15 protein-coding genes and 2 tRNA genes are annotated in these 14,167 nt (G+C 62.6%); 5 read left to right on the forward strand and 12 right to left on the reverse strand.

The window, feature by feature from the left end:
• Nucleotides 1–80: 80 nt before the first annotated feature.
• On the reverse strand, nt 81–977 hold the full coding sequence (locus tag FJ948_RS19620; protein ID WP_140707222.1) for a crotonase/enoyl-CoA hydratase family protein: 897 nt from the start codon (nt 975–977) through the stop codon (nt 81–83).
• An 84-nt stretch (nt 978–1,061) separates the two neighbouring features.
• On the opposite strand from FJ948_RS19620, the gene FJ948_RS19625 reads away from it, so the two are divergent.
• Nucleotides 1,062–1,655 carry a TetR/AcrR family transcriptional regulator gene (locus tag FJ948_RS19625; RefSeq protein ID WP_181173722.1) on the forward strand — a complete coding sequence of 198 codons (594 nt, stop codon included), beginning with the start codon at nt 1,062–1,064 and terminating at the stop codon, nt 1,653–1,655.
• A gap of 121 nt (nt 1,656–1,776) precedes the next feature.
• Here FJ948_RS19625 and FJ948_RS19630 read toward each other — a convergent pair whose 3' ends face one another.
• The 5 genes from FJ948_RS19630 to FJ948_RS19660 form a co-directional block, all read right to left on the reverse strand.
• Nucleotides 1,777–3,003 (reverse strand): anion transporter, encoded by a 1,227-nt coding sequence (locus FJ948_RS19630; protein WP_140707224.1) that lies wholly within the window; start codon nt 3,001–3,003, stop codon nt 1,777–1,779.
• Nucleotides 3,004–3,146: 143 nt separating this feature from the next.
• Nucleotides 3,147–3,977 (reverse strand): glycosyltransferase, encoded by an 831-nt coding sequence (locus FJ948_RS19635; protein WP_246677551.1) that lies wholly within the window; start codon nt 3,975–3,977, stop codon nt 3,147–3,149.
• A 318-nt stretch (nt 3,978–4,295) separates the two neighbouring features.
• The gene (locus tag FJ948_RS19640) at nt 4,296–5,084 is read right to left on the reverse strand and encodes a GGDEF domain-containing protein (RefSeq protein WP_140707228.1); all 789 of its coding nucleotides are present in this window, start codon (nt 5,082–5,084) and stop codon (nt 4,296–4,298) included.
• A 198-nt stretch (nt 5,085–5,282) separates the two neighbouring features.
• The gene (locus tag FJ948_RS19645) at nt 5,283–5,501 is read right to left on the reverse strand and encodes a hypothetical protein (RefSeq protein ID WP_140707230.1); all 219 of its coding nucleotides are present in this window, start codon (nt 5,499–5,501) and stop codon (nt 5,283–5,285) included.
• A 1,241-nt stretch (nt 5,502–6,742) separates the two neighbouring features.
• Complete coding sequence (locus tag FJ948_RS19660) at nt 6,743–7,084, reverse strand: metalloregulator ArsR/SmtB family transcription factor (protein ID WP_140707234.1); 342 nt, start codon at nt 7,082–7,084, stop codon at nt 6,743–6,745.
• A 437-nt stretch (nt 7,085–7,521) separates the two neighbouring features.
• Between FJ948_RS19660 and FJ948_RS19665 the strand changes: the two genes are divergently transcribed.
• Nucleotides 7,522–7,797: a hypothetical protein gene (locus FJ948_RS19665; protein ID WP_140707236.1), complete on the forward strand. Its 276-nt coding sequence runs from the start codon at nt 7,522–7,524 to the stop codon at nt 7,795–7,797.
• Between the two features lie 720 nt (nt 7,798–8,517).
• Here the strand turns inward: FJ948_RS19665 and FJ948_RS19670 are convergent.
• Together FJ948_RS19670 and FJ948_RS19675 are read right to left on the reverse strand one after the other, a co-directional pair.
• Nucleotides 8,518–8,594, reverse strand: a tRNA-Arg gene (locus tag FJ948_RS19670).
• A 44-nt stretch (nt 8,595–8,638) separates the two neighbouring features.
• Nucleotides 8,639–8,944 (reverse strand): ETC complex I subunit, encoded by a 306-nt coding sequence (locus FJ948_RS19675; RefSeq protein WP_127276639.1) that lies wholly within the window; start codon nt 8,942–8,944, stop codon nt 8,639–8,641.
• A 124-nt stretch (nt 8,945–9,068) separates the two neighbouring features.
• Here FJ948_RS19675 and FJ948_RS19680 point away from each other — a divergent pair.
• Nucleotides 9,069–9,145: transfer RNA gene (locus FJ948_RS19680), tRNA-Pro, on the forward strand.
• 21 nt (nt 9,146–9,166) lie between these two features.
• Here the strand turns inward: FJ948_RS19680 and FJ948_RS19685 are convergent.
• Nucleotides 9,167–10,033 carry an NAD(P)H-binding protein gene (locus tag FJ948_RS19685; protein ID WP_140707238.1) on the reverse strand — a complete coding sequence of 289 codons (867 nt, stop codon included), beginning with the start codon at nt 10,031–10,033 and terminating at the stop codon, nt 9,167–9,169.
• A 125-nt stretch (nt 10,034–10,158) separates the two neighbouring features.
• On the opposite strand from FJ948_RS19685, the gene FJ948_RS19690 reads away from it, so the two are divergent.
• Both FJ948_RS19690 and FJ948_RS19695 read left to right on the forward strand, forming a co-directional pair.
• On the forward strand, nt 10,159–11,061 hold the full coding sequence (locus FJ948_RS19690) for a LysR family transcriptional regulator (RefSeq protein WP_140707240.1): 903 nt from the start codon (nt 10,159–10,161) through the stop codon (nt 11,059–11,061).
• A 105-nt stretch (nt 11,062–11,166) separates the two neighbouring features.
• On the forward strand, nt 11,167–11,427 hold the full coding sequence (locus FJ948_RS19695) for a hypothetical protein (protein ID WP_246677552.1): 261 nt from the start codon (nt 11,167–11,169) through the stop codon (nt 11,425–11,427).
• Nucleotides 11,428–11,619: 192 nt separating this feature from the next.
• Here the strand turns inward: FJ948_RS19695 and hdaA are convergent, their stop codons facing one another.
• The 3 genes from hdaA to FJ948_RS19710 all read right to left on the reverse strand — a co-directional run bounded on the left by hdaA (nt 11,620) and on the right by FJ948_RS19710 (nt 14,135).
• On the reverse strand, nt 11,620–12,324 hold the full coding sequence (gene hdaA, locus FJ948_RS19700; protein ID WP_140707336.1) for a DnaA regulatory inactivator HdaA: 705 nt from the start codon (nt 12,322–12,324) through the stop codon (nt 11,620–11,622).
• A 1-nt stretch (nt 12,325) separates the two neighbouring features.
• Nucleotides 12,326–13,501 carry an AI-2E family transporter gene (locus tag FJ948_RS19705; RefSeq protein WP_140707338.1) on the reverse strand — a complete coding sequence of 392 codons (1,176 nt, stop codon included), beginning with the start codon at nt 13,499–13,501 and terminating at the stop codon, nt 12,326–12,328.
• Between the two features lie 79 nt (nt 13,502–13,580).
• Nucleotides 13,581–14,135 carry a CDP-alcohol phosphatidyltransferase family protein gene (locus tag FJ948_RS19710; RefSeq protein WP_140707244.1) on the reverse strand — a complete coding sequence of 185 codons (555 nt, stop codon included), beginning with the start codon at nt 14,133–14,135 and terminating at the stop codon, nt 13,581–13,583.
• Between the last annotated feature and the right edge of the window lie 32 nt (nt 14,136–14,167).

Below are 14,167 nucleotides of genomic sequence, written 5' to 3' on the forward strand. Positions count from 1 at the left end.
GCCTGGATCGCTCCTGCCGATCCGGAACCTTTGGACGCCTATGTCAGCGCCTTCGCCAATCCGGCGGCGGAAAGCATCGACTATTTCAGCCGCTTCCATCCCAATATGAAGGGACGCTTGCTGGTGGCGCCGTGATCCAGGGCCGAGGAGGCCCGCCGTGCCTCATCGGGTCGCGCGACATGCGTCCACGAACCGTCGTGTCCGGGCCTCTGTCTGCTGATCCAGGTATCCAGCGCCTCGCGCAAATCGGCTGTCGGGGCCATGCGGGCGAACTGCTCTGCCTCGACCAGCAAGCCTTCGGCAATGCTGTGGTTGAGCCCGCGCGCCACCGCCGCAAGGATCGCCGCGACCGCCAGCCCGGAGTGCCGAAGGATCCGCCTGGCCAGATTGAAAGCAGCCGGCATCAGATCGTCATGGGCAACCACCTGGTTGACGAGGCCAAGTTCGAGGGCCCGTGGTGGCGGGAACCAGTCGCCGGTCAAGAGAAGTTCGAGCGCGCGCTTGCGCCCGGCGAGCCTGGGCAGGCGTTGCGTACCGCCGAAGGTCGGCGGCATGGCGAGGTTGATCTCCGGTTTGGCGAACAGCGCGCGATCGCTGGCGATCGCCAGCGGCACGGCCTCGGTGATCTCGCAGCCGCCGCCGAAGGCAATCCCGTTGACGGCTGCGATGACAGGCTTGCGAAAGGCTTCCAGCCTTGCCGTCAGCCGCTGCCCGCGCATGACGAAGTCGCGCAGCGCGACGTCGGTGCCCAGCGCCACGCTGGCCGAGAACTCCTCGATGTCGGCGCCCGCCGAGAAGGCCCGCTCGCCCGCTCCCGTCAGAATGACCGCCCGGATACCATCGTCGACTTCGATATCGTCGAGGATCGCGAGCAAGCGGTCGATCAGGGCATAGTTCAACGCGTTCAGCTTTTCCGGCCGGTTGAGGGACAGGACGGCAATGCCATCGCTGGCTTGGTTCAGGACAAGATCGGTCATTTGGCTTCCTTCCAGCATGTTGACGAGATGGAAGGTACGCCGTTCGCACCTTGTGTATATTCACTAGTCGGTATACTTAGACTCATGCCAGAAGCACAAAGCCCCACCCGCAAGCGCATCGTCGATGCCGCCACCAGATTGTTCTACGCGGAAGGGATCGGCCGTGTCAGTGTCGACGCCGTGGCCGAGGAAGCGGGCCTCACCAAGCGGACGCTCTACTACCACTTCAAGAGCAAGGACGATCTCATCGCGGCCTATCTCGACGGCCGTGATCAGCCCAATCTGAAACGGATGGCTGGCTGGTTCGAGGCCGGACAAGGCGGCGTGGACAAAAAGGTCGAAGCCATCTTCACCGATCTGGCCCGCGCCACGCGCCATCCGAAATGGAAGGGGTGCGGCTTCCTGCGCACCGCCGCCGAACTTGCCTCGATGCCTGGACACCCGGCGGTCAAGGCCGGGGCGCGGCACAAATCCAACTTCGAGACATGGCTGGGCACGGAATTGTCCGGGCACGATATCGAGGAGCCGCGGGCACTGGCCCGCGAAATCGTGCTGCTGATAGACGGCTGCTTTTCAATCATGCTGATCCATCGCAATCCCGACTACGTCGAAGCCGCGGGGCGAGCCGCGGCGACGCTGGTCAGGGCGCGGATGTCGGTCAGCCAGGTCCAGGGCTAGAGCAATTCCAGGAAAAGTGTGAAACGGTTTTCCCGGGAGAAGCGCTAGCGCTTCCCCTTGGGAATTGCGTAAAAACAAAGAGTTAGAGCCGTTCGGCGATTCCGTGAAATGCGGAACGGCTCTAGGCCCCGAACGCCAGCCATGCCGTGCCGGCCAGGAGCGTGATCAGCGTCAGTGGCAGACCGACCTTGAAGAAAGCGCCAAACGAAAGCTGCGTGCCCGAGGCACGCGCCTGTTCGGCAACGATCAGGTTGGCGACCGAGCCGAGCAGCGTGAAGTTACCGGCGAGCGTCGAACTCATCGCCACGACCAGCCAGGCGCGCTCGGGGTTTTCCAGGCCGGGTATGAATGGCCTGAGCGCCAGCACGGCCGGAACATTGCTCATGATGTTGGACAGCACGGCGGTGAAACCAGACAGCCTCCAGACGTCGTCGAGCCCGATGTTCTTGGCCGAGGCGATCATGTCCGGCGTCAGCAGCGTCTTTTCGGCGCCGGCAACCACCACGAACAGACCGGCGAACATGAACAGCAGCGGCCCGTCGATCTCGCGATAGATGCGTTCCGGCTTTATGGCGCGGGTGAGCAGCAGGATGGCGCCGCCAATGAGCGCCGCCTTGGCCACGGGAACGCCGGCGAAGAAGGCGATTGCCAGTCCTATGCAGACGACCACCGCCTTCAGCACCTGGCCGCGATGCATGCGGCCACGCGAGACATGCGGCGTCAGTTCGCCGTTGGGCGTGAATTCGGCGCGGTAGACGATGCGCACGATGACGATGACCGCGACGAGGCCGAACAGAGCGACCGGCGCCAGCGCGGCCGAAAAGGCCGGATAGGAAATGCCCGACAATGCGCCGATGACCATGTTCTGCGGATTGCCGGTGATGGTGGCGACGCTGCCGCAGTTCGAAGCGGTGGCGGTGGCGATCAGATAGGGGATCGGGTTGCGGTTGATGACGCGGGTGACGTGGACGACGATCGGCGCCATGACCAGGCAGATGGCGTCGTTGACCAGGAAGGCCGACAGCACGCCGGTCAGAAGCGTCACCATCACCAGCAGCATGAACGGTGCGTGCGCGTGCTCGATGGCGATGGCGCCGAGACCACGGAAAGCGCCCGACACCTTCAGATGCGCCACCACGATCATCATGCCGAGCAGAAGCGTGATGGTGTCGAAATTGATGGCGCGGTAGGCGTCCTCCATGCTGAGCGCGCCGATCGCGATCATCGCCGCGCCGCCAAGCAGCGCAATGCCGGCCCGGTCGAGCCGCAAGCCGGGGATGCGGCCGATGGCGACGCCGGCGTAAGTCAGGACCAGGATCAGCAGTGCCGCCGCGCCCATCAGTGTCATCGGTAGAAGCCCTGCTCGATCTGTTGCGCACCGATGCCGGCCGCCCGTGATTCACGTGATGCCAGCTTTAGCCCGATGTCGGGATCGATGCCAAATGTGGATTGTTGGCCAAGAAGATCCGGCAGGCCAGACGGCGGACGCCGCTACCGCCGGTAGAAATCCAGCCGTTCCTGCAACGCCTGCGGCGAAAACAGCTGCTCGACGGTCTGCCGCGCCTTGCGACCAACAGTCGCCCGCAGCCCCGGATCGGCTTTGAGGTTCGCAAGAATCCTCGCCGCCTGTTGCGACGTTTCGAACAGGAAGCCGTTTTCACCATGGCGGATATGGTCGACGTAACCGCCATGCGAATGACAGACCACCGGCAGGCCGCAGGCCATCGCCTCCAACACCACGCGGCCGAACGTCTCCACCACATGAGAGCTGGTGCGATAGTAGAAGACGTCGAGTGTCGGCAGAAACCGTTCGGCGGCAAATTCACCTTGCGGCAGCAGTTCGAGCTGCGAATGCGGCGCGAGCCTGTCCTTGAGCGGCATGCCGCCCTGGATTCGCACCACATCGCCATCGGCCAGCAGCGCCTCATAGAGCGCCACGTCGTCGGCATGATGCTTGTCCGCCGTGTCACGGCTCAGCCGCCCCACCGTGAACGGACGATTTGTCCCTGCCCGCCGGGGCGAGAAGCGATCGATGTCGATCGGCGAGGGATGGACGACGCCTTCGACTTGCAGCACGCGCCTCTGAAAGTCGGAGATCAGCACCAGTTCGGCAGCTGGCCAGCCCAGCAGCCGCTGTCTGCGCGTCGTCAGCGCCATGACCTTGGGATGAAAGGTGTTGAAGACATAGATCAGCCGGCGCGGCCGCGCGATCAGATAAGGCCACAGCTTGTTGCGCCAATGCGCGCCAAGAAAGACATAGGTGCCGCCATCCGGCACATTGCGTGTTGCCGGCGAGACGCGGCGTATCGGAAATTCCCGCATCAAGTCTTTGGACGCGCGTGACGAGGTTGCCCAGAGATGCACCCGCGAATCGGCGCTCAACAGCCGATACAACTCCAGCGTTTCGCGATCACTGCCGCCAAACGGGTTCTGAAAGCCGTTGAACAAATGGATCATGGTTGCGGTGCTTACCGAGCTCTACCTGGACGTCTCGCCATTCAGTTGCCCGCACCCAAGGCCGTGGCCGAATATTTCCGGCGACGCCTCATACATCACTTGCGCTGAGAAAGCATAGAGGCAAGCAAGCGTCAGCTGAGTGCCAAGGCAGCGGCCAGTATCAGCCTGTTGCAGTCCTAACCCTCAATGCACGGTGGCGGCGCTGGGCTGAGACACCAGCGAGGCTTCCGCCGGATCGAAGCTGACCTGATCGCGTCCGTTCGACTTAGCGGCATAAAGCCTTCTGTCGGCGGCGGAGAATATCGCCTCGTAGGTGGTCGGCCCGCTGAAGCTGGTGCCGCCGATGCTGACGGAAAGCGGACAGGAGAGGCCGCCGGGCGAAAAGTCCATTTCGCGAATCCGTCGGCGGATGCTTTCGGCGATCAGCCAGGATTGCGAGGGGTCGACACCCGGCAGAAACACGCCGAACTCCTCACCACCGATCCGGCCGACGATGTCGCTGCCGCGCAGCTGACCCTTGATCGCCTGCGCGATCAGTCTGAGCGCCTGGTCGCCGCAGTCGTGGCCCAGGCGGTCGTTGATCGCCTTGAAGTGGTCGGCGTCGATGATCAGCAGCGCGCCGGAACGGGTCTCTTCGGGCTTGCGGGTCTGCTCGAGATAGGCCTCCACCAGCATCGAGAAGGCGCCGCGGTTCAGCACCGCCGTCAGGCTGTCGGTCGCGGCGATGACGCTGAGGTCGCGCTGGGCAATGGCCAGCTGACGGATCTTCCACATCAGGAAAAACAGAAACGAGCCACCCAGCACGAGGGGCAGCAGCAGGTCGGTCAGTTGCGCGCGCCTGACAGCCTCGGGCGAAAGATAGGGGAAATTGAACGAATCGACGAAAAACGCCACCGCAATGAAGAATGCCGTGCCGGCGGCGGTGACGGCGATCACCCTGCCCCAGCTGGTCGGCGACAGGTCCAGCTTCATCCTCTTCCACTCCGTTAGCGGCCCCTACTATGACGCGCCAACGCAAACAAAATGATAAGACTTTTCTTCCAATTCGAGATCGGGTGGCGGAAAGACGATGAGGAAATGCGAGCGGGGCACGATCGCCGACAGGCGGCCGTGCCCCGCTGATGGAAGCGGATTTGTTCAGCGGATCTTCGAATAACGAAAATTCCGAAGTCAGTTGGACGCCGGACGAACCGCCTCGACCACGAAGGATGCCGCGATCAGATCGTCGGCATCGAGTCGCAAGGAACCGTCGCCAGCCCCCATTATGGTGGCGACCTTGTGAAATGTTTTCATCTCGTGGCCCGAAATTTCGGCATTCTGCATACGTTCCCTGAGTTCGGCGATACGCCGCCCCAAGGCAGGGGACGTTCCAATTTCACGTTTCGACATGGCTTATCCTTCCCAACCCGCGCTTGTTTGCCCCACCTCCTTCGCCGAACCGCACATGTCTTTATGAGGTCTTTATATGAGGCTCGACGAATACAACGCCCCCGAACGTGTAGTTTTGCCCAAGGTTCCAACGGGGCCAGATCACGAAATAATTCCGGGCGAGCCACGCGCGGGTCTGGCCCCGTGTGGCTTTCGTTACCTGCCGTGGCAGCACTGGTGGGGAAGGTGAATAAGTGACCGCATCAGCTTATGCGTTTTGAAATTGAGGCGATCCGTACGAAGCGGCGATTTTTTTGGCCGTCAATCAGGCTGGCGCGCTGGAATTGTGCCCCACCTCGGCACTCTGGATCATGTTTCCCCACCGGATGCTATTTCGACTCCACGCCCGGCTCAGGCTCAATGGCGATCGTGTCGCCATCCCCATGCACGGCGTCACGGTCCCAATCGTTGGTTTTGTCAGGTGTTCTGGCAACCGCCTTTCGGGCATCCCTGTCTTTGTCCCTGCGGGGCTTTGGGCCTGGTATGTCACGTGACGACTTCGGTTCCACATGGGCCTCCTTTGGTTCTCCAGCCAGAAACAGGGTCGGGAGGATTGGGTTCCAAAACAGCCCGCTGCCGCGGGGGCGGCTGCCATTTGGCTAGGGGCGAGCGCGACATTTCCACGCTGCGGAGACGACAGGCTCACCGAGAAGTGAATTCGCGCCGCTGCACACCAGATGTCAGCCTCGGCCGGGCGCGCATCCGCGAGAACGAAGAGGGGTGAAAAGTGTTACCTGTGTCTCCGGTATAAACCGTAACCCATGTGCCCGGAACGGACCCTTGCAATTATGGCGATCCCGACAGGATTCGAACCTGTGACCATGGGCTTAGAAGGCCGAAAGAGCGAAGGTTTCTCGACAACGTTCCAACTTCGGGCACAAGGCGAGGGCTTCGTCTTCCAAAAGGAGCGCGATCATATCAGCTATGGGCACCTCACCCTTTCAAGCGAAAGCTCTGATATCGACGGGGGATCGGAACCTGGGTTTACCTGGCCCGCTTAGGCCAAGCATTCCTACTCTTTTAGCACTGGCGGCACCGAAGGACCGGGACCAAGGGCCGTGACAGCCGAGAGACGTTCGCGCTTCACCAGTTCAGGCTTTTCGTATGTCTTCTTCATGGGACCCCCGTTTGCCCTCAATGGGCAGAAACTGCCCTGTCCATGCGAATACTGTCAAGGGCATCAAAACGGCTCGATATCATCGCTATCGAGAAACATGCGCGGCCCGGTGGGATGCCTTTGGCCTGAGATCGCCAAAGGTGTCCTCCAAGAAGGCCAACAACTGGCGCACGGCGGGCGAATCGCAGGAGTAGTATATCCACTGGCTTTCCCGCCGGGTGCTCACCAGTCCGGCCCTACGCAGCTTGGCCAGATTTTGGGAGAGCGCCGCTTGGGTGTGGTTGCTACCTACCTTCTCCAACAGTTCGTTTACTGACTGTTCCCCATCGAGCAAATGAGCCAAGACCAATAGTCTGGTCGGGTTGCCGACTGCCTCAAGGAATTCACAAGCTTCAACGCATCTGCCCTTGGAGGTTTTCGAAACCATATGCGCCGATCTAGTCCGTCCGGTCCCTCGCCCTTGGCCTGTACCGCTAAGATCGAGAGCCCGTCACCCTGGCGGAGCGGTGGCGGACTCTCCAATATACGCCCGATTGAGGGAACGACCGAGCTGCTCAACAACTTCGTCAGCAAAGGTCAGTTCCACAAAAAAACCCGCCGGCCGGAGCCAGCGGGCTGGTTTTATGGGACTGGCAAATTAAGTCAGCATCGGGATCTGGCTGGTTGGCACCGTAGCAGTCACTGCACTGAGGCGCTCGCGTTTTGCGAAGGTCGGCTTGGCATATGTCTTCTTCAGGCGTGACGCGAAGCCACGGCAAACGACGGCCAAGGTTTCGGCGACTTTTTGCGCCTTTATTTTTGGAACATGTGCAAAATCGAGGTTGGCCTATCAGTTCGCAATCAAGCGACGGTAGGAGAATAGAGATGATAAGAGTTCTCGCGGCAGCAATGTTGACCTTGGGGTTGCTTGGCGGGGCGATGGCGCAGTCCAACGGTTCGGGCAACGGTGCCAGCGGGGGTACCAATGGTGCCAGCGGCGGAGCCACCAACAGCGGCAACACCAATGCAGGCACCACAAACGCTAGTGGTTCCGGTGATCAATCGGGCGCACCGGACAAGTGCAAGACGGGCGCCAACGGCACCACAACGACCACCGACGGCACAACGACCAAGCAGGAAGCGGCCAACTGCCCGAAGTGATCCTGCCCGATCGACGCGTTGAAGCCCCGGCCATCGAGCCGGGGTTTTTGCATAGAAAAAAGCCCGCTGTCCTTGGGGAGCAGCGGGCAGGGTCTGGAGTGTGCTCGGATCAACCAGCATAGGTCAACGGGTGGCGGGCCGGTCGGTGTCACCGTCAATTCACGTGCTGTTTGTCCCGTTGGTCGAAGTCCCTGCCACATCACAGTGGGCAACAGCTTTCACATCACGCTCTGGATTGAAAAGCACACCTACTTCTTCGGTTTATACAGAGACGGTTGGAAGGACCAACCGCATGTTGCACTTTTTCAAATGGACGACGGACGATGGAAATCCCTGCGAACAAGGGTGGAAATAGGACCCACGTCTACGAAGAGGTGCCCACGGATTTGGCTTGGCGTAAGCCCGACCTCGTCGGGGTTATGACGCTCCGCGTGAAGTAGTGGCCGTTGCGAACGAGCGGCGAAGGGGTTGGTTGCGGGCCGGGCGGTGCGAAATATTGTTAGTGTACATCCGGCTTTTGAGTCGATTATTTCGGCAAAGGTCATTTTTGCGTAAAGATCAACGGCGTGCTCGAAAGGCACTATCTGGCCGACGATCAGCAGGCTTCCGACGCGGTGATTTTGCGCATGGAGCGGAACACCAAACGAACAAAGCCTGTAAACGGATTGTAAACGGCTATGTTTTCGCCCCTGTCCATGCTATCTAAGATGTTGAAAAGATTGGCGATCCCGACAGGATTCGAACCTGTGACCATCGGCTTAGAAGGCCGGTGCTCTATCCAGCTGAGCTACGGGACCGTCGGCCGGCCAACGGCCGGCTGGATATTGGCGCTGGCCGAAGTTCAATGCGTCCAGGGCGTCCTGCGGTCATAGCGGAAATTCTCCGCATAGGAAATCTGGCGGCGCTTGGGTTCTTTCGGCTCCTCGACGCGGAAGGCAAGCCCTTCCTTTTCGGCGTAGGCCACGGCCTCTTCCTTGGTGCCGAAAGTGAGCCTGATCTGGCTCCTCATGTCGCCCGATGTCGTGTAGCCCATCAGAGGGTCGATCTTCTTGCGCATCTCGGGATCGAATTCCAGCACCCAATGGCCGGTCTTGGCCTTGCCGGATTGCATCGCGGTTTTGGCTGGGCTGAAAATGCGCGCGGACATGGCCACCTCATTGTTGTGCAAGGCAGCATCGCCGCCCCTAGGCCGTCATTACTGCGCATTGGCACCGGCGGCAAGGTTTTTGCACTTGCCATGTAACACCGAAATGAATAGGCAACAGACCGTTCGGAGTGTAGCGCAGGCTGGTAGCGCATCTGGTTTGGGACCAGAGGGTCGGGAGTTCGAATCTCTCCACTCCGACCATCCCTTCATATCCCACGCGATCTAGGCGCCCTCGCCGGCCACCAGAGCCGCAACCACGGCCGCCATGCTTGTGCTGCCCTTGATCGTCCTCGTTTCGTCGGGGAATGCAATCCAGCCCTCGTTGAAGCCGTCGAGCATGCGCATGCGGGGCAGCGGATTGTTCATGCCTTGCGAACGGAAAAGCACTTCCCAGGTTTCGCGCGGCACCGGCACGGCGCGCACCGGTTTGCCGAGCGCCGTGGCGAAAGCGGCGGCAAGGTCTTGGGGCGATACGCGGCTCGGCCCTTCCAGTTCGACGATGCGACTGCCGGTCCAGTGCTGGCGCATGAGTTCGGCCGCCAGCCGGCCGACATCCTGCGCCGCGACCATGGGCAAGGCCCTGTCGGTCGGCAGGAGGAAGCTGTGGATGAGACCCGTCTCGCGAGCCGAGGTTACGTCCCAAGCTGCATTGTCCAGGAACCAGGCCGGCCGCAGGATGGCGAGCGGCATTGGCAGCACGGTCAGCGCTGCCTCCATCATCGTGCGCTGCGACAGCAGATTGTCCTGGACCGCGTCGGCGCCGACTGTCGACAGGCAGACGACCCTCCTGGGTTTCGCGGCCCGCAGCGCCGCCACGACACTGTCGATGACGGCTCGCGCTTCAGGATAGCCGGGCTCGGGATCGAACACCGGCGGCGGCAGGACGAACGCCGCCTCCGCGCCCTTGAACGCTTCCGTCAGCGCCTCCGCGTCCTCCATGGCGGCGATCGCGACTTCACAGCCGAGCGCCGCCCATTGCTGGCCTTTGGCGGCGTCGCGCACGACGGCGCGCACGCGCTCACCGGCGGCAAGCAGGGCCCGCGCCAGCGCTCCGCCGACTTTGCCGGTAGTGCCAGTAATTGCGTACATGATCCGTCTCCATCTCTGCCGCGTCTCGGGCGATGCGGGATGGCGGATCTCTAGCGCGGCACTCACTGTTGCAGTGAGTGCCATTAAGTCATAAAATTGGTGATCTTAAATCAACGGTGACGGCCATGGCGTTCGATGGGCGCGTAATCTCCAATGTCGGCGTGCTGGCCGCGGTCGCCGAGGGCGGAAGCTTTGCGAGAGCCGCGGACGCGCTCGGCCTGTCGCGATCCGGCGTCAGCCGCGCGGTTTCGCGTCTGGAGGCTCGCGTCGGGGTACGGCTGCTCGACCGGACGACAAGGGCGGTGGCGCTGACCGACGAGGGTCGTCGCCTATACGCCGAGGTCGCGCCGCTGCTGACAGGCATCGAAGACGCGGTGACGACGACCTCCGGCACCTCGACCGCCGTGCGTGGCCGGTTGCGGGTCAATGTCGATGCCTTCTTCTCACGCCAGCTGCTGGCGCCGCACATCGGCGCCTTCCTGGCGCTCTATCCCGACCTGTCGCTGGAACTGGTCGCCCGGCACCAGTTGGGCGACTTGGTTGGCGAAGGGTTCGACATCGCTGTCCGCTTCGGCACGCCGCCCATGTCTTCGCTTGTAGCAAGGAAGCTCACCGAGACGCGCACGATCACGGTTGCCGCACCGGCCTATCTGAAGACACATGGCAATCCCACCGTTCCGTCCGACCTCCTCGACCACGCCTGCATCCAGGTTCGCGATTCGCTGACCGGCCAGCCGATCGAGGAGTGGCGGTTTCGGCGCGGCGCTGAGGTCGTCGACGTCAGGACCATCGGCCGGCTGATGGTCGCCGAGTTCGGCACGATGCTTGGCGCCTGCCTCGACGGTGTCGGCATCGCCAGGATCAAGGCGATTGGCGTCCAGCCTCTCATCCAACAAGGCGCGCTGGTCGAAGTCCTGCCGGATTGGCACGGCGAGAGCTTTCCGCTCTACGCGCTCCACCCTTCGCGCCACCTGCCGCCGGCCAAGGTGCGCGCCTTCATCGACTTCGTGCAGTCGCATCTGGATTGAGCGGACATCGAAGGGCTTTGGGCCAATTCAGGCTCGCTTGCCTCGCCATTGCCGGCTTAAACTCCGGCAAACGGGGGATTTGCGGTGCTTGGGATCGATGCTTGGGTGTCGCTGTTCGGGCCGACCTATTTTGCCTATGCGGGCGTGACGGTTCCCTTCATGGCGACGTGGGCGATCGCCTGCGCGGCCTTGGCGATGTGGAACAATCGCGAGAGCCGCAGGCAAGCCAGGCTCGCCCCGGGCATGGCCGCTTCCCGTTCCTGGCCTGCCAGCATCGGGATTTTTGTGGTGGTCGCGGCCTGCTATATCGCCGCGCACTCAGCCGTCTATCTGTTGGTCCGGCATTTCGTCAGAATGTGGCTGTGATCGGCCGCAAGTGGAGGCAAGCTCGCCGGGCGAGAACCCCAACCACCTCATTCCCGGCGAGCCTACAACCTGGTTTGGAACGCAACCAGGACCGGGGTCAGCCGGCAAGCTCTCGCTGCAAAACGTGTGCCAGTCATTATTTGCCGAAATGGGACGGCGGTTGCTGGGCCGCCAGCTGAACATCGAGGCACTCTAAATCTCGAATTCGCCCTGCCCCTCGTCCATGGCGTTGACGGTTTCGGCGGCCAGCGTCCTCGTGATCGGCATCTTGCGCTCCAGCGCGGTGCGGTCCAGGCGCTCCACCACACGCATCGCGGTTGCCAGCGAACGCTCGATGCGCCGCACCAGGTACTGCACGACATGCGGCTCGACCTCGACCTGACGGTCGGCGAACAGCTTGGTGATGACGCCGGCGAGCAGGAGATCGTCGGGTTCGTGGATCTCGACGGTCGCCGCCGCCTTCAGCCGCGAGGCCAGATCGGGCAGCGAAACGCCCCAGGCCGACGGAAAGCGTCGCGCCGTCAGTAGCAGCGTCGAGCCGGCACCGCGCACGGCATTGATCAAATGGAACAGCCCTTGCTCGTCGACCGCGCCGATATCGATATCGTCGATCAGCGCCGGCCGCGCACCGAGATTGGCGATGGCGTCGCCCATGCGCCCGGCGTCTACGGCCACCGCTTTGGCGCGGGCGCGCCAGATCGAGGCCAGATGCGTTTTGCCAGAACCGGCGGGGCCTGCCAGCACCACCACCGGTGCTGGCCAATCCGGCCAGCGATCGACCAGTGCGGCGGCCTGGTTGTTGGTGCCGGAGACGACCAGTTCGTCGCGCGAGTAGCCAGTGCCATGGCCTAGATCGAGCGGCAGCTGGCGCGGCGGATCGGTTCGCTGGGCGGTCACTTCAGCGACGCGGTTGCGTGCGGTGGCCGCCGCCACGATCGGCCGGCAGCGGTGGCGCTGGTGCTGTCGCGTGGCCCTTGTATAGCGGCGATTCCAGATAGCGGGCAATGGCGAAGCGCACCAGAACAGCCACCGCCGCGGATGCCGGAACGGCAATCAACAGGCCGACAAAACCGAACAGGGCGCCGAAGGCGAACAGCGCGAACATCAGCCACACCGGATGCAGGCCGACGCTTTTGCCGACCAGTCTGGGCTGCAGGATGTTGCCTTCGATGAACTGGCCGATGAAGAAGACCACGGCAACGGCGACGATCATCGTCCAGTCCGGCCAGAACTGGACGAAGGCGACGCCGATGGCCAGGACCAGCCCGGTCAGTGAGCCGACATAGGGAATGAAGGAGATCAGCCCGGCGAACAGGCCGATCAGGATGGCGAAGTTCAATCCGGTCAACGTCAGGCCGGTGGCATACATGGCGCCCAGGACAAGGCACAGCGTGCCCTGGCCGCGCACGAAGCCGGCGGTGGCGGTGTTGATGTCGCGCGCGATGGCGCGCACCGTCGCCACGTTGTCGCGCGGCACCCAGCTGTCGATGACGGCCACCATGCGGTCCCAGTCGAGCAGCATGTAGAAGGCCACGACCGGCGTGACCACGAACAGGCTGACCACCGAGACCAGCGCCACGCCCGAACTCCAGATCGACGTGAAAACCGTGGTGAGCAGGCCGAAACCGGAGGTCAGCAGCGAGTTCAACCCATCGCGCAGGCCATTGGCGTTGACGCCGAATTTCTGTTCCAGCCATTTCGGGTCAAAGGAGGTGATCAGGCTCTGCAGCCGGGTCAGGTACTCCGGCAGCTTGCCGGCGAAATCGGCCATCTGCGTCGCCAGCACCGGAATGAGGATGACGAAGGCCAGCACCAGCACGATGAGGAAGGTGATGAGGATGACCACCGTCGCCATGAAGCGGCTGAGGCCGAGCCGCTGCAACCGGTCGGCGACCGGATCGAGGAAGTAGGCAAGCACCATGCCGGCGACGAATGGCAGCAGGATGTCGCTGAAGACATAAAGGAAAAGCGCCAGGATCGCGGCACCGGCAAGCCAGAAGAAGATCTGTCGGCGGAACGTCGACGACGCCTCCGCCTCTGCCGCCGTCTCGCCAGCCGGCACGACGACGACCATCTGGTCGTCGACAGCCTTGCCCCGCGCCACCGTTTTGCTGGCGGCCGGCTTGCGGACAGCCTTGCCGTCGATGGGCTTGTCAGCCCTGTTTACCGCCTTCGCCATAGCCGTTCATATGCCTCAGCCAAGCCACGAGATAGGCCGCGGCCGAAGCCACGGTCAAGACCCCGGACAGCAATATGAGGGCTGGCCGCAGGGGGTCGAGGTGCACGGCAAAGGCAAGTTCGCCCAGCACGACCGCCGCCAGCACGATCTGGATGGCGGTATTGGCCTTCGATACGAAAAGCGGTTTCATCTCGACCGGATGAGCCATCACCGTGGACAACAGGACCGCGCAGACGATCAACGCGTCGCGCGACACCATGGTGACGACCAGCCACAGCGGCAATTGCCCGATGAAGCCCATGACCACGAACACCGAAACCAGGAGCAGCTTGTCGGCCATCGGATCGAGATAGGCTCCGAGCGTCGACTGCTGGTTGAAGCGGCGGGCGATGAAGCCGTCGACGGCGTCGGAAATGCCGGCAATGACGAAGCCGGCAAAGGCCCAGTCCCAACGCGCCTGCAGCATGGCCAGCACAATGGCGGGCACCAGCACGAGGCGCAGGATGGTGATCAGGTTGGGGATGGTCAAAGGCTGGGGCCCGTCCTCTCAGGTCAGGGATA

Origin of the sequence: Mesorhizobium sp. B2-3-12 (genome assembly GCF_006442205.1) — a bacterium.
Classification (GTDB): Bacteria; Pseudomonadota; Alphaproteobacteria; order Rhizobiales; family Rhizobiaceae; genus Mesorhizobium.

Excerpts from the sequence above, each read along its gene's own strand:
- FJ948_RS19620 (WP_140707222.1), bottom strand. The coding sequence starts at position 977 with ATGACCGATCTTGTCCTGAACCAAGCCAGCGATGGCATTGCCGTCCTG.
- FJ948_RS19625 (WP_181173722.1), top strand. The coding sequence starts at position 1,062 with ATGCCAGAAGCACAAAGCCCCACCCGCAAGCGCATCGTCGATGCCGCC.
- FJ948_RS19630 (WP_140707224.1), bottom strand. The coding sequence starts at position 3,003 with ATGACACTGATGGGCGCGGCGGCACTGCTGATCCTGGTCCTGACTTAC.
- FJ948_RS19635 (WP_246677551.1), bottom strand. The coding sequence starts at position 3,977 with ATGCGGGAATTTCCGATACGCCGCGTCTCGCCGGCAACACGCAATGTG.
- FJ948_RS19640 (WP_140707228.1), bottom strand. The coding sequence starts at position 5,084 with ATGAAGCTGGACCTGTCGCCGACCAGCTGGGGCAGGGTGATCGCCGTC.
- FJ948_RS19645 (WP_140707230.1), bottom strand. The coding sequence starts at position 5,501 with ATGTCGAAACGTGAAATTGGAACGTCCCCTGCCTTGGGGCGGCGTATC.
- FJ948_RS19660 (WP_140707234.1), bottom strand. The coding sequence starts at position 7,084 with ATGGTTTCGAAAACCTCCAAGGGCAGATGCGTTGAAGCTTGTGAATTC.
- FJ948_RS19665 (WP_140707236.1), top strand. The coding sequence starts at position 7,522 with ATGATAAGAGTTCTCGCGGCAGCAATGTTGACCTTGGGGTTGCTTGGC.
- FJ948_RS19675 (WP_127276639.1), bottom strand. The coding sequence starts at position 8,944 with ATGTCCGCGCGCATTTTCAGCCCAGCCAAAACCGCGATGCAATCCGGC.
- FJ948_RS19685 (WP_140707238.1), bottom strand. The coding sequence starts at position 10,033 with ATGTACGCAATTACTGGCACTACCGGCAAAGTCGGCGGAGCGCTGGCG.
- FJ948_RS19690 (WP_140707240.1), top strand. The coding sequence starts at position 10,159 with ATGGCGTTCGATGGGCGCGTAATCTCCAATGTCGGCGTGCTGGCCGCG.
- FJ948_RS19705 (WP_140707338.1), bottom strand. The coding sequence starts at position 13,501 with ATGGTCGTCGTCGTGCCGGCTGGCGAGACGGCGGCAGAGGCGGAGGCG.